Here is a 25,552-nt window from a genome sequence, read left to right as displayed (position 1 = left end):
TGGCAGCACAATTCCTGCCGGCAGTGTTCCCGCACTACCGGCTTTTTTCATTCACTGCCTTTATAATTATCTATCCTTTGATGATGATTTTTCTTCCGGTAACGGTATAGTTTAATTTTCCTGTCATACCCAGTATTGTCAATACTTTTGGCAGCGGGCTGCTCCTGCTGATAACACCGCTGACGAGGGTCTGTTTTATCCTGTCTTCCATCTCCACTTCCACGTCATACCACCTGGATAGCTGTCTGGCAACGGCTTCCAGCGGCATATCGTCAAACACGAAGCTGCCGTTTTTCCAGGCTATTACGGCCCCGGTGTCTGCTTCCTGTATGAGTATGCCCGGTTGTTCCATGCTGCATACCGCTTCCTGGCCGGGTTGCAGCCGCTGCATCCCGCGTTGCCTGCTGATATTGACTGCGCCGTTGAGCAGTGTGGCGCGCATTACTTTTTCATCCGTGTAGGCGTTTACGTTAAAGGCCGTACCCAGTGCCTGCACCCGCATATCTCCGCTGACTACTTCAAAAGGTTGCTGTTCGTTAGCGGTTACCTCAAAATAGGCTTCCCCGCGGAGCTGCACGCTTCTTGCATTTCCATGGAAAGCAGGCGGGTAGCGTAATTCGCTGGCGGCATTCAGCCATACTTTTGAGCCATCCGGCAATACCAGCCGGTACTCTCCTCCCGCCGGCGTGGTGAGTATATTCTCCTGCGCCGGAATAGTGCTGCCTGCTGTAAGCTGGTACGACAAGGCGCCGTTGCCGGATTTAATAATCCGTACATTTCCCATGCGGACAAGCGTTCCTTCCCGCGCGGTATCCAGCGTTATCACCCGGCCGTCTGCCAGCGTCAGCCGGGCATGCGGGCCACCGGGTACGATGGCTGATTCCCTGACCGGCCGCAGTTGCCACCAGGCTGCTACCGCTACCAGTATACCCAGTATGGCGGCGGCGGCATAATACCAGCGCGGTATTATACGCCGTTCTTTAGCGGAAGCGGATTGTATCCGCTCCAGTATCTCCCGGTATACTTCCTCCGGCGCATGATCTGTACCCTGCGCGATATAACTGCCGTTGCTGAAAGCGCGTTCCAGCAAGCGGTCAATAATTTCCCGGTTGTAATTACCGGCCATGACAGCCTGTAATGCTGTCAGCTCCTCCGGGCTGATCGTCTGATCCAGGTACCGCTGAAACAATTCCTCCAGTCTGTCAGGCTGCATAGCGCAATGATTTTGATCTGATCGTTTTTCCTTATCAGGCTGCATTCACTATACAAGACGTATAAAAAGCGCGCAGGAAAACATTCTTTTTAAAATTTTTTCTGGGAAGATAAGATGGCAACAAAAAAAAGCAGCACACCGGCACTGCCACCATGCTTTTCAAGGTATTGACGAATAGAGAGCAACGCCCTGACCATATATGTTTTAGAAGATTGCGGGGTGATGTTGAGTATTCTGGCGGCTTCTTCATGCTTTAATCCCTGCATACGCACCAGGGTAAATACCTGCCTCACCTGTGCCGGCAGCTGTGCGACAGCCTGCTGCAGCAGTGCAGCCAGCTCCTTGTTCTCCAGCATCCGGAGCGGTGTGGCATCGTCATAGGCAGCATAATCTTCCAGGAAAGCCGTATTATCCGCACGGAATACTTTTGACCGCAGGTAATCATGAATATGATTTCTTCCGACTGTATAAAGAAATGCTGGAAAATGCTGTACGGTCGTCAACCGGGAACGGTTCATCCATACTTTTACAAATATCTCCTGTGCCAGATCCCTGGCCTGCTCCGGCGAACGGGTGATCCTCAGCGCAACCCCATACGCCTGATCCCAGTATAAATTAAACAATTGTCTGAATGCCGGCTCATTACCTTCAGCTACCAGTTTCAGCAGCAGCGGCTCTTCATAGGCGCCTGACTCCGGCTCCGAATAACCCTTCACGATTTAATAGTTGGTATTAGGGTAAAAGTAAAAAAAATTATGAATTAAGAATTATGAATTATGAGTTGGGGCGAAGATTAAAGCGAGGAACAAATGCTGTTACTTGCTTTAATCTTCGCCCCAACTCATAATTCATAATTCTTAATTCATAATTTTTAACAAACCCAGTGCGTCGGACCACAGGATATAAACTGTGTTGTTGGCAGGGTACGGGCGTTATCGCCATGAATAGGTTTGCTCATATCAGTAATTCTGATCTTTGTAATTTTCAGTTTGGAAGAGGTTTTCTTTTTCATAATTCGCATTTTAGGTGGTTACGAGATATGTTTAAGTTACACCAACTTTCCAGGTTAATCAATCCCCTTTTTACGGGATTTTTTTGCTGCGGCTGTGTCTGAAGATCAGTGCAACCTACTGATGGATAAGCATTTCAGCGGACACTCCGAAAAACATCCTGGGAAGAAAACTATGGTTTTTTCACGCTGTCACGCCTGGTAGCCATATCAAAATATTGCCGGTAAAAAGCGGTTTGTTCTTCCGGCGATACCTGCTGCAGGTAATGCAGCAGATCATAATGCAGCTTGCAGGATTGTTCCGGCGGAAATGCGCTCACCGGATCTTCCGGATGCGGAAGATATTTGGCGATGAGGTGTTTGACGGACGGAATCTGCGCCAGCAGGGCAACCTGCGGCATGGTGTCTGCCAGTTGTTCACCTGCCTGCAGCAGCTGGTTGTTATTCAGCCAGCGCCATATGGTTGTAATCAGTTTATCCTTATCTGCCTGGTTCATCTGTTCGATGCGTTTCTCTTCAAATCCGAAGAGACTGTCTGCCACCACATCCAGGTTGTCATCCAGCTGACAGGGATCTTTAGGGAGTTTGAATTCCCGTTCGAAAGCGCTGTCGAGGTTGACAAGTGCGAAGATGACATCACGGGGGGCATTTCTTTCCGTGAAGTTGCCGAAAAGACCATCTTTATAATGGGGATGGTCCGCATGCTGATGCGCTTCGGTAGTGGGTTTGCCAGGTTGTGTGCTACAGCCCCATATAAACAGGAGCAGGAATAAAGGGTACTTCATATTACAAGTGATGGGTTTTCCTTTTTAATTTATCCGGGTATAATTTTTCCAAACAATCGTTGTAATACACTCATATCTTCCGTCAGGATTTCTGCGGTGCCCTTCAGCATTGGCTGTGGCGGCACCTGTCGTCCGCTGTTGGTTTTCAGCGCCTGATCCAGTTGTATATTTACCTGGAAGTGACTGTCGGGCAGCACTACTGCATGCGAGGCTACGGTTGCGGGTAGCAGTCCGTACTCTTCGTAGGGGTATGCTGTGAGCCGGATCAGCACCTTTTGGCCGGGTTTAATTCTCCATACGCCTTCTTCCGCGATGAAGCCACGCACTTCCCAGGAGTTACCTTCGGCGGTGATGAGCACCTCTGCCGGCACGCTGTCGGGGTAGCGGAAGAACCATGCGCCGGCGAAGGCGCATAAAAAAAGTACGCCTATCAGGGTGATACCGCTGCGGATAATCCAGGGAGGCATTCTGCCCATGATCTCCTGTACTTCCTCGCTGCGGGTTTCTTCCAGCGAAGCATGCGTCAGATGAGGCGCATGCCCGTTCATCGCTGCGGTTGTTTGTTTATTATCAGGCATGATGCTTATCCTCCGAGTTCAAGTTGATTTTTTACCAGTTCAAAATAATTACCGCGGTTGGCTGCCAGTTCAGCATGGGTGCCTCTTTCCACGATCCGTCCTTTTTCCAGCACAACAATCTGGTCCGCATGCTTTACGGTACTGAGCCGGTGTGCAATCACCACTACTGTTTTGCCTTTAAAGAACTGTTCCAGGTTATCCATAATCACCCGCTCGTTATTGGCATCCAGTGCGCTGGTAGCCTCATCGAAGAAAAGGTATTCCGGATTCTTGTAGATAGATCTTGCGATCTGAATACGTTGTTTCTGTCCGGCGCTGATACCGTTTCCGGAGTTGCCTATTTTAGTCTGGTATCCTAACGGCAACCCCTCTATGAAATCCCGGATATTTGCTGCCTGCGCTGCATGCACCAGTTTCTGGTTATCTATCTTTTCATCGCTGATCGCAATATTTTTTGCGATAGTACCGGAGAAGATGAAGCCGTCCTGCATCACGCTGCCGCACTGCCGCCGCCACCATTTGGGAGAAATCTGCTTCAGCTCCCGGTTGCCGATATGCACCGCACCGGCGGTAGGATCATAAAACTGCAGCAGCAGTTTCATCAGGGTCGTTTTACCGCTGCCGCTGGTGCCCACAATAGCGGTCACCTTGCCTTCGGGGATGGTGAGGTCTATATCCTGCAGCACGTAGGGCGACTGCCTGCCTCCGTATTGGAAAGATACGTTATGCAGGTGAATATCCCCGTTCTGATGATCTTCGGGTATCGTCATCTCCTTACCGGCAGTTTCCTCTTCTTCCCGGTTGTGTATTTCGCCGAGGCGGTCCAGGCTCATTTTGGCGTCCTGTGCCGACTGTACGAAGCCCAGCAGCTGTTCCAGCGGGCTGTTCATCTGCCCGATGATATAACTTACCGACAGCATCATCCCCAGGGTAAGATGTCCGTTCATCACCTCTCTGGCACAGATAAAGGAGATGAGGATATTTTTCAGCTGGTTGAAGAATACGGAGCCGATCTGCTGGTATTGCCCCAGCGCGAGGCTTTTCACACTGATGCGGTATAGTCCTGCCTGTACATGTTCCCATTCCCAGCGCCGCGCAGTTTCGCAGTTATTGAGTTTGATCTCCTGCATACCGGTAATCAGTTCAAAGAGGATGTTCTCATTATCGCTCATCCGCTGAAACCGTTTATAGTCGAGCGCTTTACGGCGCCGCAGGAAAAAGAATATCCAGCCGATGGCTGCGGCGCTGAAGGTAACGAATATCAGCAGGATCTTCCAGCTGTAAACACCTAATACAATAGTGAACACAAAAAGGTTCACGAAAGAAAAGAGCGTTGACAGCGTGGTACCCGTCAGGAAAGTCTGGATACGCGTATGGTCCCCGATGCGCTGATGAATATCCCCGATCATTTTGGTATCGAAGAACCGGATGGGTAGCTTCATCAGCTTGATGAGGAAGTCGGAGATGATATTGATACGGCTGTTCATATGCAGCAGTATCCAGCTGCGTATCATTTCTATGGCGGTGGTGCCGGCGAACAGCAGCAGCTGTGATATTAATACCAGGTATACAAATCCGACATTGCCGCGGTTGATGCCGTAGTCCACCAGGCTTTGCGTGAGGAAAGGCATTACGAGCGAGAGCATACTGGCGAGCAGCACGCTGAGGAAGAGCTGCACCACGTATTTGCGGTAAGGGCGCAGGTATTTGAAGAGGAACCGGAAACCGGTGCGGGTGGGCTTTTCGCCGGGCAGCTGATAGAAAGCATCGCCGGGTTCCAACATGAGTACCACGCCGGTATTGCTGGTACCTTGCCAGCAGCGGAGAAAAGTTTCCTTATCTACTTTCACGAGTCCATGTCCCGGATCGGCTACCAGTATTTTATCGTTCTTCTTATGCCTGTTGTATTCCTGTGGCGGCAGCACTACAAAGTGCTGCTGATTCCAGTGCAGGATACAGGGCAGCTCTACATTCTCGTCGAGTTGTTCAAAGCTGATCCTGACAGCGTTGGTGCGGAAACCTATTTTTTCCGCCGCTTCGCTGATTCCCAGCAGGCTTACTCCCTCGCGGGTAATATTGGCCTGCTGGCGCAGGTATTCCAGCGAATAACTGCGGCCATAGTGCCTGGCTACCATGCGCAGGCAGGTAGGTCCGCAGTCCATTGCGTCCATTTGTTTATAAAAAGGAAATCCCATTACTTCTCCTGTGCTACCATTGCTAATTGTGATAAATAATATTTCTCCAGGAAGTGATACAGCACCATTTCATGTTTGCGTTGTTTGGCCACAAATATCCTGTTGAGGAACATGTGGATATGACTGGCGATGAGGTCGGGGTATCTTCCGGTGTCGCCGCACAGTTCCCTGATCTTTGCTGCGACCGGGACTGAATCAGCGGAACGTTGCCTGTACAATGCGATGGCCTCTTCAATTTCATTGGCAGCATCGTTATCAGCGTTCATAAAAGATAAGATTTCCTGCTGATATTTCCGGTATTTATCATTCAGTGGTTTGTGCAATAATTTTGCACCGCCGAATTCGGAGGTAAATCCTTCCCGGAGAGAAGCCAGCAGGTCTTTTCTTTCCTTCAGTGAAAGGCCGAAGTCATCGAGCAGCATATCGGTAGCGCGCATCGCCAGTTTCCAGCGGTATGTTTCTCCTTCGGCGCCTTCCAGCATGCTGATAGTGCCCAGCACCGCCATGCTGTCCGCGTGGAACAGCTGTTCGCACAGCGGAATGGTAACAGCGCCATAGCGTTCTATTTCCCGTACATAGGTATCACATTGTATCTTCTGCACCTGCCCCATGCGGATATACGGCGCCATGGCTGTTTCTATGCGATGCAGCAGTTCGTCGTTATTACCGGGATGCTCCCGGTTGAGGAAGCGCATACGGATATGCGGCTGCGGGTCGCCGTAGCGGAGGAAAAAGAACTGCTCAAACAGGCCGTCTTCCTGCCATAGCGGAAGATGTTCCGCGAAGTAGCCGGCCAGCAGCTCTTCAGCGATACGGTAGCCGCAGTAGATTTTTACATACAGCCATTCGCTGCCCGGTGCAAAGGTGCGCTGCGGCAGCTCCACCATGGTGCGGGGAGGCATGCGTACCAGCGGTTTATCTGCCGGTACTCCGGAGGTGAGCGGAACCAGAATTTCGTGCGCATAGGTTTGCTGCTGCTCATCTGTCACAATACCCTGGTTTTCTTCAAACAGGAATTCCTTCAGCTTCACCCCGCCCTTCTTCGCCTGATCCAGCAGCAATTGTATGGCAGCAGGTTGCGTGAGGTCCAGCAGCAGTTCGTTGTCGGCTTCAGACAGCAATACTTTCTCCGGCATGCCATGCTGTTGCCGGTATTGGTTGAAGAAGGCCAGCTGTGCGGCTTCATCTTCTCCTGCTTTTTCCACGTCTTTGGTACTAATCGTCCACGCTTCGCGGCATACGATGATGTTGCCGTAGGTTACGCGCGGCAGGTGACTTCTCTGCGCCAGCACGCCCCAATCCCAGGAGAGGTGCGTGGTGCGGCCCTGGTGTTGCAGGTCGCACAGGAATTTATATACCGGCAGACTGTTAAAGCTGTAGTTATGTGCGGAGCTGAGGCGCGGCACAACAATTTTGTTGAGCCGTTTGCTTCTCAGCACTACTTCATTATTTCTGACAGATACCATCAGGTCCGAGATAGGAAGCTGATAATCTTCCGGGGCGCTGGCAATGCCGATGTACGGAATTTCGTACTCGCGCAGCGCGGGTCTAATCAGTACGTTGGCAGCGCGGGCTTCGGGGAAGTGCACCACTTCCGCCAGGATTACATCCGGATGTGCGGTGGCTTCCGCTTCCAGGGCGGCCTTCACTTTTTCCGCCAGCACGGGATCTCCGCTGCAGAAGCGGCCCAGGAGGTTGGCGGCAGATGGCCCGCCGACTGATTGCAGCATGAAGGTATAGTCGCCGTTGTCGGCGGCGGCAGCCGAAGAGGCCAGCACAGCACCGAAGAGGTAACTGCTGGGCGCCAGCTGCAGGCTGGCAGGATCACCCAGCTTCGTGAGTTCTTCGTCAGTCAGCTCTACGGAGCTGCCGCCGTTTTTCAGGAACTGTTCGTACTTCTCCAGGCACAACTGCATCATGGGAGACCAGGTGATGGTATTGTTTTCGCTGCCACCACCGGTAGCTACATCTTCCACAAAGGGGGCGTGCACGGTATTTTCAATACCGGCGCCGTAGCCGATGCCGGTTTCGCCGTCGAGCACCAGGTCCAGCGGCATTTCCTGCGATTCGTACTGTTCGCGGAAACGGGTGATGAAGCCGGACATCTCCGAATTGCCTTTCGGGAATCCGTGGATGAGGGCAGTCAGTTTATTTACCTTCTCCAGTATACCGTTGATGACTCCCTCGCTGATAGTGCATACGGGAGCGGTTTTGAAGAGATCTATCTGTAAGAGGTCTTTGGGGGCTTCTATGGGAAATGCAGTATCACAGGTATGGTGAATGGCAGCAAGACGCGACCGGTCGTAGTCCTGCTGTTCAAACAACTGCTGCAGGGCAACAAGGCCATCGCGCAGCCTTGCTGCATCTTCTATGGATGAAAGGCGGCTAATGAGGGCTTCCAGGTTATCAGTACCTGTAATTTTCGGTTCTATGTCCGATATAAGTATCTGGGAATGTATCAGCTCTTTTACAAAGGCAGCTGCTTCTTCCGCTTCAATGGTATCATCTTCCGACAGGATCAGCTGTACAATTTCCTGTATCGTTAATCCTCTGCGGGTTTCCCGGATGATTTTCTCTATGAAAACAGAATCTTCCACAGAGGTAAGCAGGTATTTACGGCGGTTGCTGACGATGGTATATTCTGCGTAGCGGTATTTGTCGCCGGTTTTATAAATGCTGTTATTCGGGGAATAGCGCAGCGCTTCGCTGACAGCCGGCAGTTGCTGTACATGGTTACATATTTTGGTAAAGTAATCCATATCCAGGCGGACAAACTGGCGTGACTGTTCCACCGGGTGCAGCTGCATTTGGGTGGAAGCTGCTACGGTGCCGGTGATACAGCCGGCAAACAGGCCGTAGGGCGTGCTTCTGGTGCAGGCGCGTACCCAGTATTTATAGAGTGATTTACGTAGTTTCTCTGTTTTCTTCTGCTGAAATGCATCCGGATCGCTGAGATATCTTTCCAGTTCCTTCAGGAGGTCCTTGGAAGCAATATACAGCGCATATATGAACAGGGGATTACGGTCTGCCAGTTCCTGCAGGCTGCCCTGAAACACATCCCTGTAGCGGTTAACAGGGAACAGCGGACTTCTCAGCAGGAAAAACCCTGTATGTGATAAAGCCATAGGTTATGCTTTAAATGTTTTAAAAATGAATCAGGACAAAAGGAAGCATTCATCCCAGGCCAGAGGTTTCTGCTGTTCATGGGAGATCATGGATAACCCTACACCCACGGCGCCGTCCAGCAGATCCCAGGCATAATCCCAGTCCCGCTCTTTTCCCTGCCATACCTTGATGCCTGCTTTACCGCCTTCTTCCGAGAAGTTGATATCGGCTACCGCCTGGCTATTCCAGTGCATAGCGCAGTCGTAAAACAGTTGCTCCTTTGTTTCGTGCCAGAAGCGGAGGTAAAAGGCGGCAATACCGGCAGAACCGTGACAGAGGCAGTTATCCACGATACCTGCCTGCAGGTTTGTTTTACGGTGGCTGTTATAGCGCATGATATCTACACCTTCATCCATCCAGCGTTGTTCGCCGAGTGTTTTGCCGCAATACCACATGGCAATGGCTACATTCAGATCTCCATAGCACCAGGCCAGGCGGCTGTTATAGGTTTTACCATCCATAATAGCCGGGTAGAGTGCGTGCATGGAATCTACCTCTACTTTATTTCGATGTGCAATCATAAACTCCAGGCTTTCGTTGATGAGCGTGCGGCAGGCATCCTGTGCAATACCCAGCTGGTATATCTTTGACAGGATGATGAGCACGGCGCAGGAGCCGTGCGCCAGGCTGAAGGAGTTTACATACACGGGATTTTCTTCGTCGTGTGTATAAAAGAAAGGCAGGCTTCTTCCCAGATCAGTCGTCTCACTGAATTTATTGACAGCAGTCACAAATTCTTCCAGGTGATTTCTTACATCCTGCCGGTGGGCGAAGCCCAGGAGGAAATGTACGATGCCTGCGCTGCCGTGCAGGTAATCGAAGTTGTTGAAGTGGATCTGGTAATTATTCTGCACCATGGCGGCTGTCACAAAATCTTCCGCGAGGGCGTGCACGTCCATGTCAATAAAATCGTGTCTGCTCAGGTGGTCGAGCAGCCAGAAGGGGCCTGTGTGGCCGTTACAGAAGGAGAAGTTGGTACCTTCTTCCGGGGCATAGTCGCCGTAGATTTTTTCCAGCAGGGCGGTGGCATTATCGGCTTCCGTGTCTACGTATTGTTCATAGTAAAACAGGAACAGCAGTGCACCCCAGGGTCCTTTAAAGAGGCTGCTGAAATATTCTTCCCTGAATTTACCCTCCTGCAGTGTCTGTACAGCATCCTGATAGATATGCTGTAACTGCGAATTGATAGTACTCATTCTCAAAACAATTTGTCGTGTACAACCGGGAAGCGTGGTATCCCGATTGTATAAAATAGGATAGGCGTCAGCGTTAGCCGGGCCGGATAGATTTTCATTTACTCAATACAACAGGGACCGGTCGGAAATATCCGTGTAGGGCGGCAGGATACCTCCTGCGTGATGGTGGTCCTGGTGGTGGTGATGGGACAGCGGGGGGTGTTGGTTTCAGCGCCGCCGCGGAGCTGCCATTGCTCGTCATCATTGAGGTTGGCAATAGTATCCCTTACCAGTACGAGTTTTTTCTGAAGGTCAACTTTTTTCTTTTTCATAACAGATAGTTTAGTGATGTACCACCGGCGCAGCAGGGGCCACGCCGGTGGTGAAAACAGGTACAGTTGCCTGCACCCAATGTTTATCTACCCAACGCTGGTGATCATGGAAGTGCGCAGCAAGGCTTAGTTGGCGACGGGCTGCTTTCCCTGCATACAGAAGTTTTCTGTGTGAGCAGTGTGGTAGTAGGGAGGGCGCCTCCTATCATTTCTTCCTGCTGGGTAACGTTGAGTGAAGCTACAGTTTCTTTGTTAAGAAACAATTTTTTACTCAGATCAATTTTCTGCTTTTTCATAAAAATTTCAGAATGAAAAAGTGAAGTCCTCCCCTGTCTGTAGCCATGGGGCGGTTGTTCAGCTGTGACGGCTATCAGGGTATCTGGCAGCACAGGCCACCTGGTCTTGGGCTGGTAGCGCGGCAGCTGGAAATCTGACGGGTATCTTCGCAGGCAGAAGTGACTGTACGGGGAAGACCACCGGCCAGCTGGTTTTGTTCTGCTGCTGTCAGTGCAGCGACTGTTTCTTTATTGAGCAGCAGTTTTTTGCTCAGTGCAATTTTTTGCTTTTTCATGGAGATTCAGGTTGAAAAAGTAAGGTCCTCCCCTGTCTGTAGCCGTGGGGCGGTTGTTCGGCTGATCGGCATTAAGGAATCATGCAGCAGGGTGCATTAGGGCGCGGGCGGGTAGCGCGGCAGCTGGAGATCTGACGGGTATCTTCGCACATGGAAGTTACGGTAACGATAAAGCCACCAGCCAGCTGGCCCTGTTGTTCTGGTGTCAGTGCTGCGATTGTTTCCTTGTTGAGCAGTAACTTTTTGCTCAGTTCAATTTTCTGCTTTTTCATGGAGATTCAGGTTGAAAAAGTGAGGTCCTCCCCTGTCTGTAGCCATGGGGCGGTTGTTCGGCTGATTTGCTCTTTAAGGGATCATGCAGCATGTCATATTAGGACGCGGCCTAGTAGCTATGCAGCTGGAAATCTGGCGGGTATCTTCGCACGCAGAGGTTACAGTAACGATAAAACCACCTGCCAGCTGGCCCTGTTGTTCTGGTGTCAGTTCTGCAACAGTCTTTTTGTTGAGCAGCAGCTTTTTGCTCAGATCGATTTGTTTCTTTTTCATGATTCAGATGTAGTGGGTGAATAAAAATGGAATGTTTCATTTCATCTGTACCCGGTACCGGCATCAGGGTATAAAGCAGCAGGGACCGCCGTGAACGGGCCTGGTAGCACGGCACACAGAAATTTCCTGGGTATCTGCAGTGCAGCCAAGTATCCAGGTATCGGCGCCGCCGGCAATCATTGATTGCTGATCTGCATTCAGCTGGCCTACTGTCTTTTTGTTGAGCAACAGTTTTTTGCTCAGTTCAATTTTTCTCTTTTTCATAATTCAGATGTAAAGAAGTGAATAAACAGGGAGTACTCAGGGTATAACACAGCAGCTGCCACCACCGGGAGGTACGGAGAACCGGCAAACGGAGACTTCGATCGTCTCTGCCGTGCAGGTAAATACCACGGTATTTATACCGCCCGCTACGAGTAATTGCTGTGCTGTGCTCAGCTGACCTACGGTCTGCTTATGCAGCAGCAGCTTTTTACTCAGTTCAATTTTTCTTTTTTTCATAGCTGTTTTGTACTAGGTAAGAAACAGGATTACAGGTTAACAGGTCGCGCGGCTTGTTCTTACGCAGCCGGCAGGGCAGGTTAATTCGTCTGTTTCAATGCAGCACCCACTCCAGTAGGTAAGCGGCAGTCCGCCGGCCAGGTTGGCCTGTTGCTGTGCGTTCAGTACGATGATGTTGTCTTTTTTCAGCAGCAGTTTTTTGCTGAGGATGAGTTTTCTCTTTTTCATACAGGTGGATTTTACAGGTAATACCGGGATTTCCCGGATAAGAAGAAAAAGGCGTTACCGTCCGAAACTAAGCCATACAAGCCCTGCAAGGCTCTAACGGAGATGGCTGCGTTTCACAGGTTTCATAAAGAGTGTCATTACAGTTCCTCCAGGTAATAGGTACCTTACCGCCGGCTACCAGCAGCAGTTCTGCTGCGTTCAGGGAAGCGATGGCTGTTTTGTTGAATGCCAGCTTTTTTCCCAGGGTTACTTTCTTTTTCATAAAAATGGATTTTGCAGGAGCATACCAGTGGTATTTCCCGGTTAAAAAAAAATGACTATCCCATACAAGGCCTGCAGACTTCCATCGGAGAAGGCTGTGTTTCGCAGGTTTCATAAAGGGTGTTACCGCAGCTGAATGTGATCGGGAGCTTTCCGCCCGCTACCAGTATCTGTGCGGAAACATTCAGGGAAGCCACAGCTGTTTTGCTGAATGTCAGCTTCTTTCCTAATGATAATTTCTTTTTCATAACAGATAATTTTTAGTACTGATATAAAACGCCATGATGCAGGATGCATCCGGCCTGGTTACTGACAGATCCAGCAAGGCTCCTTCGGAGAAGGCTGCGTATTGCAGGTTTCAATAATGGTAGTACAATTGGGCTGATTCGTAATCGGAACACGACCGCCTACCAGCTGCTGCTGAAATGCATTCAGCGAAGCAACAGTTGTTTTACTGAATGCCAGTTTCTTCCTCAATGATATTTTCTTCTTCATAAAAGGAATGTTTGTTGTTTTAATAATCAGCAGAATTTGCAGGGATAATCAGGGCCGGGAGAAGTAATACAGGTTTCCTGCCAGGTATCACCACTACATTCGGGCAGGAGAGTAACCGGCCCTTTACCACCGGCAATCCGCTGCTGATTGGAAACAGTCAGGGAAGCAATGGTCTGCTTGCTGAAGGACAGCTTTTTGTCAAGTGCTACTTTCTTTTTCATAATACGTGAGTTTGCGGGAGGTTTTAATTCATGCAGCGTACGCAGGCATGATGGGTAAACGGAATTGTAGGGCAGGTATCTTCCTGTCCTGTAATGCAGGGGGTGAGCTTAGTGGGAGGTATTGCACCGCCGGCCAGCACAAACTGCTGCTCGCTGTTCAGTGAAGCAATGGTAGCTTTGTTGAAAGCCAGTTTTTTACCGATAGCAATTTTCTTTTTCATAGCATTAATTTTTAAAAAAGAAACTCTCCCGTTGGCGGCTCTGAAGCACGCGGGAGAGTAGAATTACTGATTAACGATTCGTGACGTCTGAAGGATTACAGATAACACAATAATGGCCTGTACGCGGAATGGTATTACATGTTTCCACCTGGGACATACAATTTACCAACCTGGTGAACGTTGGCGCACCTCCCGCAACATGGTGCTGCTGATCAGCATTCAGAGAGGCAACAGTGGATTTGCTGATTGACAGCTTTTTGAGCACAATTTTCTTTTTCATAAAAAATGAGAATTTGTGGACCTACTTTCCAGTTGGCGGCTCAAATGCAGGCAGGATAAGGAAGTACAGGTTATTGAATTAAAAATAAAAACTCAGGCGCATGCATAGCAGATACGTTGTGTGTACGGGATTGTCTGGCATGTTTCACGCTCCGTAGCACATCTTGTCATTCTTGTTTCTGCATTACCACCAGCCAGCCGTTGCTGCTGGTCTGCATTCAGCATGGCAATAGCCGTTTTGCTGAAAGACAATTTTTTCTCAATAGCAATTTTCTTTTTCATACTAACTTAATTGTAAGAGGCACCTGTTCCGGTATCTCCTAATGAAGAAATAATTAATCCTTACAGGGTTTGCAGAATTCATCCGTATAGGCGCGTGTTTCACAGGTAACCAAACGGGTCTGGCAGATAGGCTCAAACGTGCGGGGGGCACCGCCGGCAAAATTCAGCTGCTGATCAGGATTCAGGGACGCGACGGTGGCTTTGTTGAAAGCCAGTTTTTTGTCCATGGAAATTTTTTTCCTTTTCATAAGTAGATGTTTAAATTATACCTCTCCGCAGAAAGGAATACCCAACCTGACGATCAGGGGCAGAGCTGACACAGGTGGCCGCCTGGAGGAATGGTCGCGCAGCTTTCAATACGGCTGGGATTACAGATAATTGGCCGGGTAGCCACTGCTCCGCCAACCAGTTCAGCCTGTTGTTCAACACTCAGCGCAGCGATGGTTGCTTTGCTGAAAATCAGCTTCCTGCTGATGTTCATTTTTTTCTTTTTCATAAAAAACAATGATGAGGGAATACCCATTCCGGCAGCCGCCGGAACAGGCATTCCCGGTTAAAGAAATCAATACAGAATTAATCCATACAAGGTCTGCATAAACGCTCCGTATACGGGATTGTCTGACAGGTAACCTGACGGGTCTGACAGTTAATCTGGAAAGTAATAGGTGCGCCACCTTCAATGTGGTGTTGCTGTGCAGGATTCAGAGAAGCAATAGTGGCCTTATTGAAAGACAGCTTCCTGTCAATGGAAATCTTTCTCTTTTTCATAATGGAAAAGGATTAGTCCGGGCATACGTTCCCCATAACTATAGTTCAGACAGTCATAGCAGTTTTATACTCCGGGGTTGATTAAATCGCGATTACATTAGCAGAAAACACATACCTCCTGTGTATAGGGGAAGGTATTGCAGCTTTCTCCCCTTGTTTCCACACATCTGGGATTCAGGGTAAATGGTGGCAGTCCTCCAGCCATTCTGGACTGTACTTCATTGTTTAAAGAAGCAATTGTTTCTTTGTTGAAAGAGAGTTTTTTCTCAATAGCCATTTTTTTCTTCTTCATAAGACGAGGATTTACGGGTTAAGTGTTCAGGTAGTAACCAATATTGAAGCCGGGTTAACAGCTGTCAAGAATGGTGTAACAAACACAGTACAGGGTTTGGATTACATGCAAACGTAAGTAGGTCTTGGATTGCTTTCGCAGGTATATTGCGGATCGTAGGTTTCGCAATTCCAGGAAGCGAGTCCGCCTGCCAGTTTAGTCTGCTGTTGTTTGCTGAGTGTGGCAACTGTTACTTTGTTGAATGCCAGTTTTTTCTCCATGGAGAGCTGTTTCTTTTTCATAACTAGATTTACATTAAACTATCGTCCTCCCCTGTCTTTAACCTAGCGGTAACGCCGTGGGGCGGATATTCAGCGCAAACATGTCAATGAATGGAATAATGCTTTTATGTAAGTGGTGACATACTCAGATGGCTATTAAAGAGGTTTTGAAGATAGGTAAAAATGATCCCGGAAAAAAATTTTTTTTGGAGAATCAATCACTTAGCCGGATTTCACTGCAATTACTGCAAAAAGAGCGCAGTAGTGTTGATTTACGGATTTTGGAATTTTTGGATTTTGGAATTTATTAAATGCAGCGAAGATATTCGCGGCAATCTTCACTGCATTTAATAAATCTCAAAATCCCAAAATCCCAAAATTCCAAAATCCATAATTCCAAAATCCATAATTCATTACTCAAATGAAAATTTTGTGGGTTCACAAAAAATGTTTTATTTTATTTACATCAATTGTCATGTCAGATCACCTGTTAAAACCAAACTCAAAACAACCGCTATGAGTACCCCTTAACACCACCTGTAAGGAAGTCACGCAGTATTTATCCTCATTATAATCATTCAAAACAAGCACCGATCATGCAACGTAACTACCAACGTTTCCTGGGGCCTGTATTTCAGCAGGCGCATGCAGAAAGACGCCGGGCAGAACGCATCAGGCAGTTTGCCATCAGCGGCGGAAAGGAAGGACACCAAACTTTTCTGGCAGACGCCGTTCTCGATGAAGAACCACCGGTTACCATCCCACCGGAATTTAACGGCAAAGACTATGTAACTTTTCTGCTGCACATAGATGCAGAGATAGAACATGGGCTGATGCTGCAATACCTCTACGCCGCGTACAGCCTCGGCGGTTCACAGGTACCTGCAGATCAGCGGCAACTGGTCAGCGGCTGGCAGGAAATCATCCTGGGTATCGCCAAAGAAGAAATGGGACACTTCGTTTCCGTACAGAACGTACTGAAACTACTGGGCGGCCCGCTGCATTTCGAAAGACAGGACTACCCCTGGGATACGCCCTTCTATCCCTTTCCCTTCAAGCTGGAACCGCTGACACTGGACTCCCTCGCCAAATACGTTTATGCGGAAGCCCCCCTCTCCTATATCAACAGCGATGACCCCATCGCCACAGAAATCAGGAACAGGGTGGCTAAACAGGTACCTAAACCCAATACGGTAGGTGCTTTATTTCATGTATTACTCGGCCTCATCAAAGATCCCACAGTCATCAGTGATGAAGTATTCCAGGCGGAAACCTATCCGTACCAGGCTAAATTTGACGAATGGGGACGCGGCTACGACGGCGGCCCGCGCGATATTGTCCGCCCCGGAGATCCTGCCTACAAGCCGGATGTACTGGTTATGCCGCTCGCCAGCCGCGACGACGCCTGGAATGCACTCAACGCCATCGCGGAACAGGGAGAAGATAATACCGTGGAAGATCCCAACTTCCCGTCCCACTTCACCCGCTTCCTCGGCATATACAAACAGATGCGCACCATCTCCGGCTGGAGCCCCTCCCGCAATGTGGCTACCAACCCCTATATACCGGAAGACGTGGAAGACCCGTCCAGCTCCCCTTCTGAAGGACAAACCAATGACCCCAACGATGAGATGGACCAGATCACCAACCCGGAAGCCCAGAACTGGGGGCACCTGTTCAACCTGCGCTACCGCATGCTCCTCAACTTCCTCACCCACAGCTTCGTGCTGGACGACGGCTTCAATGCCGCCGGCGCCGTAGCGCCCCGCGGCCTCATCATCAATTCTACCTTCGGTGAAATGTACAACCTGCGCAGTATCGCAGCTGTTATGGTACAGTTGCCCCTGCAGACCGGCGTAGGCGCCAAAACAGCAGGCCCCCCGTTTCTCACGCCATATACCCTGTCACTGCCCAACGGCGAACATAACAGATGGCGCACCCACGCAGACCTGCTCGAGGCATCCGCCAAACTGATACAATCCATGCTCGGCACCACCGCAGATAAAAACAAACGCTACCTGAATGCCTTACTGGAAGCAGATCAGCAGCTGATGCAAACCATCAGGGAACTGCTGCAGGTGAACGCTTAACATCTACCTCAAAAACCATTACTATGAAAATTACTGAAATACGTATACTCCCCCCGTTTGCCGTAGCCAGACTCGGCTCCGCCAAAACCCCGCTGGAGGCTTACAACCTGCAGGTGCCTGCAGACCAACCACTGGGATTCCGCAGTATCATTCCGCAGATTACTTTCGCGGTAGACCCGCATTCCGGTGACCTGAGCGCCTACACACCGGAAGAAATTGTTTTCAAGGAAGCCAAAAGTACAACAGACACTACCGGGAAAATAAGACCCGTAGCGCCCTTCCTGGAAGTCTTCGCCATTACAGACCAGCAGCAGGATACACTGGTACCGCTGACAACCGACCTCCTGACAAAAGCAGGATTCCAGCTGTCGGACATCAAGTGGACCATCAACCTGCAGAACTCCAAGATCATGCGACGCACCAACGATTCCAATGATAATATCAGCGCGCAGTTCTCCATCACCAACGACTTCACTCCCAAACCCGTGCTGGCCAAGTGCCCGCATTTTTCTTCAGGGAAATCACTGTCGCTGGGCACCGTTCAGTTTATTAAACCCAACACTGATTTTCCACAGATCCGGCTACGCTACACGCCGGGCGGCGGAAAGGTCTATGGCAGCTCTCCTAACAGTATTAAATCGGAAGGCGCGCAGCCTACCCCGGACCCCAATATCACCGATCCCAACAACCAGCTCATATATGATCCTACCAAAGCATGGCTGGGCTATAAGGAATCCGGCGACTTCAATGCGGTCTACACCATGCCCGCACAGATTTTTGCAGGCTACTCCGATAGCCAGGGTTATCAGCACAGCTGGGGTTATATCGATGATGAATGCGATGGTACCATCAGCGTGAGCCTGGGAGCCGCCTCGCTGAACCTGACGGCCATGGCCCGCGTATGCGCCGGCCCGCCTGCCTTTGCACCAGATATACTTCCTATCCGCGCCATCTCCGACGAACTGGAACAGATACTGCTCGGCCCTGAAAGAACCGATGAAGTATCTATCGATGAGGCAGAAGATATTGTACGCCGCGCCCTGGAATCCATCACCCTCATGAACACGGAAGTCATGAACGGCAATCCCATCAACGGCCGCTGGAATGTTGCCAGCACCATGGTACGTCAGGACACCAACGACTTTGGCCGGCTCTACGAGCCTATCATGGCCGGTTCTATCGTGGATAACCTCGCGCTGCGCGCCCTGCATGAAAGGGTATTCAACGGCCTCAGCACCGGTATGGCCGCCTGGTTCGCCAACGCCCTCCGCAGACCTGATAAAATCGGCGACCTGTCTGATGTGGAAAGACGCAAAATGCCGGGACTGATGCGCGGCGCCGACGGACGCGCACTCACCCTCACCTGGCGCATGATCAGCACAGTTGTTAAAGCCGCTGCCAACGCCATGTTCGGGGTTAACGACAATGGCTACACGCCGCCGGACGATCAGGCGCAAAGCATCAAGTCCGACGACCTGCTCACACAACTGTATTATCGCGGCATAGGAAACCCCTTCTGTGTGACCGCCCGTTCTGCCATCTCCAACTGCTTCCCCGGCCTGGAATCAGATTTCCGGAACCTCTGGCGGCACCTGTTTGTAGGGATTACCCTCAGCGAAAATGACAACTACGTACTGAATGACAATACCAACACGCACCTTGCAGGACGCCGCCTGGTAGGCATCAACGGCAAGCCTACCATGGTGGCAGGTACCGGTCCGGTATTCCCCGGCGGAGACAGCGTATCGCTGAAAACCCAGGACAATCCGGAAGGCGCGGCATTTATGGAATGGTCCAACCTGGTCGCCAGCCTGAATATGCTGGGCAAGAAAAATACACTCCATTTTACCGCAGGACCGGCGCCATATCCTGTGCTGGTGACTGCGGATGATCTGAAAAATACGACTAACTATCCCAGATACACCTTCACCGCCCGGTCCCCGTTCATTGCCGGAAGAGTAGAACTGTCGTCCGACATGCTGTATGAAGGTTCCCTCACACAGGGCCTCTGCGCCCCGTGGCAGAATGACTACCGCGAATGCGCCTGCTACTACTGGGCGGCCACCAGGCCGGATTACGTCAACGTAGAACCTGATGAGAAAGGGCTGAGCAAAGGCGACATGTGGCTGTCCAAACAACGTACAGGCGAATACGTGCCCGACAACCGTACGGACTCCAGGCTGTACAGCTACAACGATCTTTTCCAGAACTGGGAAGGAGAACTCAATTTCATCATCAACGGCAAGGATGCCCTCAGCAGCGGAAAAGCCGGCAGCTGAGCAGCATAGCATTGATCACGATAAAAACAATCATTGATGCACCAACCGGATCCCGTTACTAAACACGCGCTCTCTGACATCGCCACATCACTGGCAGCACAGGTGGCCAGGCAATCATTGCCTGGCTCGCCTGCTGTTCATATTGTTCCCTCCACCGGAGATACACAACTGTTTGTTGCCAACGGCAGCAGGCTATACAGGATAACTTCAGACGTGGAGGCTAAAATGCAGCAGCTGATAGCCCTGAAAGATGAAGCAGCCATCCAGGAAGAACTGGTAAAAATGGGAGTGAATACCACGCCCCTTATTGATGATACGCCCCTGGAAAGCCCCGGCACCTACGCCCTCTCCCTGGCCATCGCACAGAAATGCAATATGGGATGTACCTATTGCTATGCGGACCAGGGCGATTTTGGCGGGCCTTCAAAAAATATGACGACAGACACTGCCCGGCAATCTATTGACATGCTTGTTAACAAAGCAGAAGCAGGCAGTAAAATACAGGTAACCTTTCTTGGCGGAGAGCCGCTGATTAACCGCCGCGGCATCCGCGAAACCACCGCCTATGCGGCGGAACTGGCTGCACGGAAAAACCTGCAGGTGAGCTTCTCCCTGACCACCAACGGCACCCTGCTCAAACCCGATGATGCCACCTTCTTCGAAGAATACGGCTTTGCGGTAACCATCAGCCTCGACGGCATTGGCGAAGTACACGACAGGCAACGCATGCTGAAAAACGGTGCAGGCACTTACGATCAGATCATGGAAAGAATACAGCCCCTGCTGCAAACGCAACGGCGCATGCAGGTGGCCGCCAGGGTAACGGTAACGCCTGCACAGAAAAAGCTGGACGAAACCTTACTCGCATTTATCAACATGGGATTTCACAGCGTCGGCTTCTCACCCCTGCTGCGCTCTTCCGCCGGCACGGATGAAATGACGCGGCAGGATCTGGAAGAAATGCTGCAAGGCATGATTACCTGCGGCCTGCTCTTCGAACAACACGTAGTGCAGCGCAAACGCTTCCCGTTTCTCAATATGGTCAATGCACTGAAAGAAATAGCCAAAGGCACCCACCGCCCCTACCCTTGCGGCGCAGGTGCAGGATACATGGGCGTTTCCGCGGAAGGCGGCCTGTATGCCTGTCATCGTTTCGTGAACGAACCGGCTGGCAGCATGGGTAACATTTACCAGGGCATTGATGCTTCCCTGCAGAACAAATGGTTACAGGACAGACATGTACATCAGCAATCGCCCTGCAACGGCTGCTGGGCAAGGTATCTGTGCGGAGGGGGCTGTCATCACGAAGTTTTGGAAAAAGGCCGTCATGCATGCGATTATATCAGAGGATGGCTGCATTATACCATGCAGGCGCACGAGCGACTGACCCGGCTTGCGCCGGACTGGTACCGTTAGCAAATAACCCAATCATTATACCATGACAAGATACGACGTACTCATCATCGGCGCAGGCCCGGCGGGCACCTGCGCCGCCCTCCGGCTGTTATCGCTGGGCCATCGTGTTGCCCTTATTGAAAGTGAATCCTTTCCCCGTACCCAGATCGGCGAATCCCTGTCGCCCGGCATCCGTAATATCTTTGAATATATCGGCGCAGCACACCTGCTGCATGAAGACTACTGCCTGCATCAGCTCCCGGCCACCATCATCTGGAATAGCCGGACACCGGAAGTATTCACCGGCGATCAGCGGGGAAAAGGCGTAATGGTTAACAGGAGCCTGCTCGACAAAGGACTGCTGGACCTCGCCGTAGTAAAAGGATTAACGTTGTATCAACCCGCAAAATACCAGGGCGCCCATTACGATGGGAAACACTGGCAGGTGCGCATACGGCAGCATAACGTTCCCCTGCTGCTCACCGCCACCTTCGTGATGGACGCCCGCGGCCGCCGCGGCACCCAGGTACAGCAACGGCTGCTCACCGCCCCGCCTATGGTAGGCCTGTGGGCCTATACCGATGCAGCCACCATGAAAGCCTCCACCTGCGTGGAAGCCGTTACCAACGGCTGGATATGGGGCTCCCCCCTGCACGACGGACGATACCGCATCATCAGCTTCGTTGATCCGTCAGTGTTGCAGGAACAACCTGTAACCACCCTCTTCCATCATATGCTGGAACATTCCTGCCTGTTTCAACCGGCAATACAACGGCAAGGACTACACGATATTCAGACCTGCAACATACTCAGCTATGCGCACACCCGCCCCTGGCACCACCGCTGGCTACGGCTCGGGGAAACAGCCTTCGCCATTGATCCCCTCTCTTCTACCGGTGTGGAAAAAGCCATGCGCTTTTCCCTGCAGGCCGTCATTGCTGTCAATACTGCACTTACTACCGGCGAGGAGCAGCTGGCAAAAGATTTTTTCGAAGGACAACTCATCAGCTCCGTGGTAAGTCATACCCGCTGGACCATCCAATACTATGCACAGGCATGGCCGGGCGCCACACACTCCTTCTGGCAAAACAGGTCGGTGATATATCCGCGGGAAGTCCCGCCGGAAAGACCTTTCGCCCAACAGCTGCTGAAAACGCTGCAGCAGGAGCAGGACATAGCGCCGCCATCTCCCGACAGGAAAATAAATATTGAAGAAGCGCTGAAAAAACTATGGCATGGTAAATTGTATCTGTCTCCCGATTTATCCTATGTACGCTCCATCAGCGTCGGCAATGATGTACTGGAGGTGAAAACGGCTATTCATCATCCCAACCTGCAGCGGGAGATTGTATATATAGAATCTACCGAGATACTGCCGCTGCTGGCCATGGCAACGGACGCCATCACTTTCGGAGAGCTGGTGGAACAATGGAGTAAAGTGGTGCCGCATGCCCTCGCCGCCAGGATGGCTGTATACCTGTGGGATAAGCAGATTCTCTGCGAGGCATGATTACTGCAGCACACTGTCTATCCAGCGGATAACGGAATCCCGCTGCACGGTAGTCAGCCGTGCTTCCGGATGCAGCCACTTATAGGAATCCGGAGGCATCCTGCCGCTGATCAGCTGCTCCCGCATATGTTTCAGTTTGCGTTGCTTTCTTTTGGCGGAGTAGGCAGCGAATTCGTGGAAATTGAGATCCCGGCGGCCGGCACTTACATGCTGCTGCAGGAACCAGCCTGCAGGCTGTACGGAGGCATACCAGGGATAATGCGTCTGATTACTGTGGCAGTCATAACAAGCCTGCTGCAGTAACTGCTGCACCCCGGAAGGCAGGGCATATACCTGACTGATATCCGCCGGGAAAGGCCCCGGTTGCCGGTTCCGGGCCGGGCGAATAAACTGTATCCCGATCACTATCAGCAGTAGCAGTAGCAATATCATTTTAGCCATACGCATATATCTCTGTTATTTAAAACAAATGATTTACGGATCCGGCATACCGGATCCGTAAATCAACCGGTTAGTTGTCCGGCCATTACTTACTCAGCTCTTCGACACTGCCGCAGGCCAGCATTTTAGCACCCATATACGGGTTCTTCACTTCGCTCGTGGTCGTCAGCCAGTCGGCGCCCTTGTTGTTATTGTACATCGGGCAATGTCCCTTGTACAGGGTACGGCCACCGCCGAAAGTTTTTACCAGTTCCATCACATCTTCACTCATCTCTGCAAAATGCTCGCGCTGGTGTTCAATATTGCCGGTATTCTGGCTGATATGTTCCCCATGTTCCTTCAACTCTGCTTCATTGGCGGCAAATATCTGTTGCTGCTCCGGCGTGAATCCGGATTTATCTGCTGCCGCAACAGCAGCGGCCAGCGCCTTTCCGGCGGCAGCGGCATCTGCGTCGTTGTCATTTGCCAGAGCGTCTTTAATTTTCAGATAGTCGTCAACGATCGTGTTAACGGCGCCGGTAGTCTTTATATCTCCGGTAACGGTTGCCGCCGGCGTTGTTGCCACAGCGGCAGAGCTGTCTGCATTCGCTTCGTGTTGAGATCCGCTGTTGCAGGCTGCAAAAGCAATAGTGGCCAGTACGGCGGCGCTGATAAAAACTCTTTTCATGTTGTTAGTTTTATAGTTGAAAGAAATTATCTGATGGTTTCTTTTACTTCTCCGCATGTTTTCATTTTTTCTCCGAAGAAGGGGTTGACAATAGCTTTCTCTGTGCTCAGCCAGGAGGCTCCTTTATCATTCATTGCCATAGGGCAGAAATCTATGTAGAGCGCACCGGTGTTGATACCGGTAGCTTTAATACGGTTTATCAGCTGATTACTCAGTGCGGCATAATGATCCCGCTGCTGTGCTATGTCTGGTGTGGCGGTAATTTTCGCGGCGGCAGCCTGAATAGCTTCCTGCCCGCTGACGCCGGCAGCGCCTGCGGCGATAGCATTGGCAGCTTTGCGCGCAGCGGCCCCGTCTTCATTGATGAGCGCTTCCGTCAGCAGCCTGTAATGACGGAAGATGGCATTTAACCTATCGTCTTTCAGCGTTACTTCCGTACTGGTTGCCGGTGCAGCAGCAAGGCTATCTTTCGTTTGTTCGTGTACGTTAGCCACCTTATTTCCGCATGCTGTCAGTATCGCCAGCGCAGAGATGAACATCACAACTTTTATCATAAGAGATATTTTTTGCAGGATGATTAATGTTTCATGGAAGCCATCGGGTCCGCACCTTTCTTGAGCATGAACTCGGAATACAGCAGGTAAGCGCCTGTTACCACTACTTTTTCGCCGGCTGCCAGTCCTTCAGTGATCTCTACGGCATCAAAATTTTCCATACCTGTCTGCACCCTGCGGGGTTCAAACTCGCCTTTCTTCTTTTCGATCCAGACGTGCGTACCGCGCGCATCGCGGATCACGGCGTCTACAGGCAGGGTAAGTACATCCCCGCGGCTCTTCACCGGCAACAGGATATTAGCCTGCAACCCTGGCTGCCAGCGGTTATCCGGGTTGGCAATAGCACCGCGTATCTGCATCAGCTGACTACCGCTCTGCAATACCGGATTAATGAACTGAATGGTCATCTGCTGCGGTTCATGCTCATAACCGGCTACCAGTACTTTCACGGACTGGCCGGGTTGTACGGCAGCGGCTTCAGCGGGGTATACGTCTGCTTCCACCCACAGCTGATTGTAGCCTTCCAGCCGCATGATGGCGCCGCCTTCCGCCACATATTGTCCTTCTGTTACGGAGAGTTCAGACACCATGCCACTCACGGTTGCAGGATAGGTGACATAGGGATTCACTTTCTGCGCCTGCACCAGTTGCTGTATCTGAGCGTCAGACTGATCGTACAGGGTTAGTTTCTGGCGGGCAGCCTTTTCAATCTGCTGAAAGCGGGCATCGTCAGGGAATTGCTTCACCTGCGCCACTGCCAGCAGGTATTCCTGCTGCAGGGTGGCCAGCTGTTCGGAATAAATTTTATACAGCGGCTGTCCTTTGCTGACTTTCACACCTGTTTCCTTTACATACAGTACTTCCACACGGCCGGGTACGCGGCTGGAGATAACGGCCGTCTTCTCCGGATCTGTTACCAGCCTGCCGTTCAGCTGCCTGAAATTGGAGAGTGCTCCAGTGCCGGCCACCATGGTAGTAATATTGCCCAGCGCCATCTGGTTGTCGCCGAGATGCAGCGTGGCGTCCTTATTGTTCTTGTCAAATGGTACGAGGTCCATCCCGCAGATAGGGCATGTGCCGGGTTTGTTCTGCACCACCTGCGGATGCATGGGGCAGGTAAAGGTTTGCTGTGCTTCCTGTGCTGCGGGCTGCTTCCCGGTTTCTTTACATGCTGCCAGCAACAACGCCGGTGCAAACGTCACCATCGCTATAGATTTCAAAAAATGTTTTCTTTCCATA

Annotated in this window: 36 protein-coding genes; 4 read left to right on the top strand and 32 right to left on the bottom strand. The window is 51.0% G+C overall.

Translation table 11 applies throughout. The features are described from left to right. Nucleotides 1–70 precede the first annotated feature (70 nt). The 28 genes from GWG06_RS26595 to GWG06_RS26465 form a co-directional block, all read right to left on the bottom strand. A complete protein-coding gene (locus GWG06_RS26595; protein ID WP_160717344.1) occupies nucleotides 71–1,213 on the bottom strand; it encodes a FecR domain-containing protein in 1,143 nt (380 codons plus the stop codon). 89 nt (nucleotides 1,214–1,302) lie between these two features. Further along, nucleotides 1,303–1,929, bottom strand: coding sequence for an RNA polymerase sigma factor (locus GWG06_RS26590; protein WP_160717342.1), 627 nt, complete (start codon nucleotides 1,927–1,929; stop codon nucleotides 1,303–1,305). A gap of 155 nt (nucleotides 1,930–2,084) precedes the next feature. Then, a complete protein-coding gene (locus GWG06_RS26585; RefSeq protein ID WP_158631409.1) occupies nucleotides 2,085–2,225 on the bottom strand; it encodes a hypothetical protein in 141 nt (46 codons plus the stop codon). Between the two features lie 170 nt (nucleotides 2,226–2,395). Then, the gene (locus GWG06_RS26580; protein ID WP_127037060.1) at nucleotides 2,396–3,007 is read right to left on the bottom strand and encodes a hypothetical protein; all 612 of its coding nucleotides are present in this window, start codon (nucleotides 3,005–3,007) and stop codon (nucleotides 2,396–2,398) included. 29 nt (nucleotides 3,008–3,036) lie between these two features. Then, complete coding sequence (locus tag GWG06_RS26575; RefSeq protein WP_127037058.1) at nucleotides 3,037–3,585, bottom strand: putative HlyD family type I secretion protein; 549 nt, start codon at nucleotides 3,583–3,585, stop codon at nucleotides 3,037–3,039. Between the two features lie 5 nt (nucleotides 3,586–3,590). Beyond that, complete coding sequence (locus GWG06_RS26570) at nucleotides 3,591–5,780, bottom strand: peptidase domain-containing ABC transporter (protein ID WP_160717340.1); 2,190 nt, start codon at nucleotides 5,778–5,780, stop codon at nucleotides 3,591–3,593. Continuing rightward, nucleotides 5,780–8,905, bottom strand: coding sequence for a lantibiotic dehydratase (locus tag GWG06_RS26565; protein ID WP_160717338.1), 3,126 nt, complete (start codon nucleotides 8,903–8,905; stop codon nucleotides 5,780–5,782). Before GWG06_RS26565 ends, GWG06_RS26570 begins: the two co-directional genes overlap by 1 nt. Nucleotides 8,906–8,935: 30 nt before the next feature. Beyond that, a complete protein-coding gene (locus GWG06_RS26560) occupies nucleotides 8,936–10,141 on the bottom strand; it encodes a lanthionine synthetase LanC family protein (protein ID WP_160717336.1) in 1,206 nt (401 codons plus the stop codon). Nucleotides 10,142–10,239: 98 nt separating this feature from the next. After that, a complete protein-coding gene (locus GWG06_RS26555) occupies nucleotides 10,240–10,452 on the bottom strand; it encodes a class I lanthipeptide (protein ID WP_127037050.1) in 213 nt (70 codons plus the stop codon). A 104-nt stretch (nucleotides 10,453–10,556) separates the two neighbouring features. After that, nucleotides 10,557–10,748, bottom strand: coding sequence for a class I lanthipeptide (locus GWG06_RS26550; protein WP_127037048.1), 192 nt, complete (start codon nucleotides 10,746–10,748; stop codon nucleotides 10,557–10,559). Nucleotides 10,749–10,822: 74 nt separating this feature from the next. Beyond that, nucleotides 10,823–11,023 (bottom strand): class I lanthipeptide, encoded by a 201-nt coding sequence (locus GWG06_RS26545; protein WP_127037046.1) that lies wholly within the window; start codon nucleotides 11,021–11,023, stop codon nucleotides 10,823–10,825. Between the two features lie 71 nt (nucleotides 11,024–11,094). Then, on the bottom strand, nucleotides 11,095–11,295 hold the full coding sequence (locus GWG06_RS26540) for a class I lanthipeptide (protein ID WP_127037044.1): 201 nt from the start codon (nucleotides 11,293–11,295) through the stop codon (nucleotides 11,095–11,097). A gap of 73 nt (nucleotides 11,296–11,368) precedes the next feature. Further along, entirely contained in the window at nucleotides 11,369–11,569 is a 201-nt protein-coding gene (locus GWG06_RS26535; RefSeq protein ID WP_160717334.1) for a class I lanthipeptide, read from the bottom strand. Between the two features lie 63 nt (nucleotides 11,570–11,632). Further along, nucleotides 11,633–11,833 carry a class I lanthipeptide gene (locus GWG06_RS26530; RefSeq protein ID WP_127037040.1) on the bottom strand — a complete coding sequence of 67 codons (201 nt, stop codon included), beginning with the start codon at nucleotides 11,831–11,833 and terminating at the stop codon, nucleotides 11,633–11,635. A 36-nt stretch (nucleotides 11,834–11,869) separates the two neighbouring features. Beyond that, nucleotides 11,870–12,070 carry a class I lanthipeptide gene (locus GWG06_RS26525; RefSeq protein WP_127037038.1) on the bottom strand — a complete coding sequence of 67 codons (201 nt, stop codon included), beginning with the start codon at nucleotides 12,068–12,070 and terminating at the stop codon, nucleotides 11,870–11,872. 36 nt (nucleotides 12,071–12,106) lie between these two features. Continuing rightward, nucleotides 12,107–12,298, bottom strand: coding sequence for a class I lanthipeptide (locus GWG06_RS26520; protein ID WP_127037036.1), 192 nt, complete (start codon nucleotides 12,296–12,298; stop codon nucleotides 12,107–12,109). Nucleotides 12,299–12,365: 67 nt separating this feature from the next. After that, entirely contained in the window at nucleotides 12,366–12,560 is a 195-nt protein-coding gene (locus tag GWG06_RS26515; RefSeq protein WP_160717332.1) for a class I lanthipeptide, read from the bottom strand. Between the two features lie 55 nt (nucleotides 12,561–12,615). Continuing rightward, nucleotides 12,616–12,807 (bottom strand): class I lanthipeptide, encoded by a 192-nt coding sequence (locus GWG06_RS26510; RefSeq protein ID WP_127037032.1) that lies wholly within the window; start codon nucleotides 12,805–12,807, stop codon nucleotides 12,616–12,618. Between the two features lie 58 nt (nucleotides 12,808–12,865). Beyond that, nucleotides 12,866–13,054: a class I lanthipeptide gene (locus GWG06_RS26505; protein ID WP_127037030.1), complete on the bottom strand. Its 189-nt coding sequence runs from the start codon at nucleotides 13,052–13,054 to the stop codon at nucleotides 12,866–12,868. Between the two features lie 26 nt (nucleotides 13,055–13,080). Next, complete coding sequence (locus tag GWG06_RS26500; protein ID WP_160717330.1) at nucleotides 13,081–13,275, bottom strand: class I lanthipeptide; 195 nt, start codon at nucleotides 13,273–13,275, stop codon at nucleotides 13,081–13,083. A gap of 23 nt (nucleotides 13,276–13,298) precedes the next feature. Further along, nucleotides 13,299–13,496, bottom strand: coding sequence for a class I lanthipeptide (locus tag GWG06_RS26495; protein WP_160717328.1), 198 nt, complete (start codon nucleotides 13,494–13,496; stop codon nucleotides 13,299–13,301). Between the two features lie 70 nt (nucleotides 13,497–13,566). Beyond that, nucleotides 13,567–13,776 carry a class I lanthipeptide gene (locus tag GWG06_RS30900; protein WP_202183129.1) on the bottom strand — a complete coding sequence of 70 codons (210 nt, stop codon included), beginning with the start codon at nucleotides 13,774–13,776 and terminating at the stop codon, nucleotides 13,567–13,569. A 92-nt stretch (nucleotides 13,777–13,868) separates the two neighbouring features. Beyond that, nucleotides 13,869–14,057: a class I lanthipeptide gene (locus GWG06_RS26490; RefSeq protein WP_127037024.1), complete on the bottom strand. Its 189-nt coding sequence runs from the start codon at nucleotides 14,055–14,057 to the stop codon at nucleotides 13,869–13,871. A 53-nt stretch (nucleotides 14,058–14,110) separates the two neighbouring features. Beyond that, a complete protein-coding gene (locus GWG06_RS26485; RefSeq protein WP_127037022.1) occupies nucleotides 14,111–14,305 on the bottom strand; it encodes a class I lanthipeptide in 195 nt (64 codons plus the stop codon). Between the two features lie 53 nt (nucleotides 14,306–14,358). Then, nucleotides 14,359–14,553, bottom strand: coding sequence for a class I lanthipeptide (locus GWG06_RS26480; protein ID WP_127037020.1), 195 nt, complete (start codon nucleotides 14,551–14,553; stop codon nucleotides 14,359–14,361). Nucleotides 14,554–14,630: 77 nt separating this feature from the next. After that, complete coding sequence (locus tag GWG06_RS26475) at nucleotides 14,631–14,825, bottom strand: class I lanthipeptide (protein WP_160717326.1); 195 nt, start codon at nucleotides 14,823–14,825, stop codon at nucleotides 14,631–14,633. Nucleotides 14,826–14,922: 97 nt separating this feature from the next. Further along, nucleotides 14,923–15,117, bottom strand: coding sequence for a class I lanthipeptide (locus GWG06_RS26470; protein WP_127037016.1), 195 nt, complete (start codon nucleotides 15,115–15,117; stop codon nucleotides 14,923–14,925). 101 nt (nucleotides 15,118–15,218) lie between these two features. Beyond that, entirely contained in the window at nucleotides 15,219–15,398 is a 180-nt protein-coding gene (locus GWG06_RS26465) for a class I lanthipeptide (RefSeq protein WP_127037014.1), read from the bottom strand. Nucleotides 15,399–15,973: 575 nt separating this feature from the next. Here GWG06_RS26465 and GWG06_RS26460 point away from each other — a divergent pair. From GWG06_RS26460 to qhpG, 4 genes are read left to right on the top strand one after another with little or no spacing between them, the layout of a single operon-like run. Then, nucleotides 15,974–17,467, top strand: coding sequence for a ferritin-like domain-containing protein (locus GWG06_RS26460; RefSeq protein WP_160717324.1), 1,494 nt, complete (start codon nucleotides 15,974–15,976; stop codon nucleotides 17,465–17,467). Between the two features lie 23 nt (nucleotides 17,468–17,490). After that, a complete protein-coding gene (locus tag GWG06_RS26455) occupies nucleotides 17,491–19,746 on the top strand; it encodes a hypothetical protein (protein WP_160717322.1) in 2,256 nt (751 codons plus the stop codon). A 36-nt stretch (nucleotides 19,747–19,782) separates the two neighbouring features. Then, nucleotides 19,783–21,162: a radical SAM/SPASM domain-containing protein gene (locus GWG06_RS26450; protein ID WP_160717320.1), complete on the top strand. Its 1,380-nt coding sequence runs from the start codon at nucleotides 19,783–19,785 to the stop codon at nucleotides 21,160–21,162. Between the two features lie 22 nt (nucleotides 21,163–21,184). Further along, nucleotides 21,185–22,651, top strand: coding sequence for a flavin-dependent monooxygenase QhpG (gene qhpG, locus GWG06_RS26445; RefSeq protein ID WP_160717318.1), 1,467 nt, complete (start codon nucleotides 21,185–21,187; stop codon nucleotides 22,649–22,651). On the opposite strand, the gene GWG06_RS26440 is transcribed toward qhpG, so the two are convergent. From GWG06_RS26440 to GWG06_RS26425, 4 genes are all read right to left on the bottom strand, one after another. Further along, complete coding sequence (locus GWG06_RS26440) at nucleotides 22,652–23,098, bottom strand: heme-binding domain-containing protein (protein ID WP_160717316.1); 447 nt, start codon at nucleotides 23,096–23,098, stop codon at nucleotides 22,652–22,654. 79 nt (nucleotides 23,099–23,177) lie between these two features. Next, nucleotides 23,178–23,759, bottom strand: coding sequence for a DUF3347 domain-containing protein (locus tag GWG06_RS26435; protein ID WP_160717314.1), 582 nt, complete (start codon nucleotides 23,757–23,759; stop codon nucleotides 23,178–23,180). A gap of 26 nt (nucleotides 23,760–23,785) precedes the next feature. Continuing rightward, the gene (locus GWG06_RS26430; RefSeq protein WP_160717312.1) at nucleotides 23,786–24,313 is read right to left on the bottom strand and encodes a DUF3347 domain-containing protein; all 528 of its coding nucleotides are present in this window, start codon (nucleotides 24,311–24,313) and stop codon (nucleotides 23,786–23,788) included. 23 nt (nucleotides 24,314–24,336) lie between these two features. Beyond that, a complete protein-coding gene (locus tag GWG06_RS26425; protein ID WP_160717310.1) occupies nucleotides 24,337–25,551 on the bottom strand; it encodes an efflux RND transporter periplasmic adaptor subunit in 1,215 nt (404 codons plus the stop codon). Between the last annotated feature and the right edge of the window lies 1 nt (nucleotide 25,552).

The sequence above is a fragment of the Chitinophaga solisilvae genome (assembly GCF_009928525.1).
In the GTDB taxonomy this organism is placed as follows: Bacteria; Bacteroidota; Bacteroidia; order Chitinophagales; family Chitinophagaceae; genus Chitinophaga; species Chitinophaga solisilvae.
This window is presented reverse-complemented; position numbering and strand designations above follow the sequence as displayed.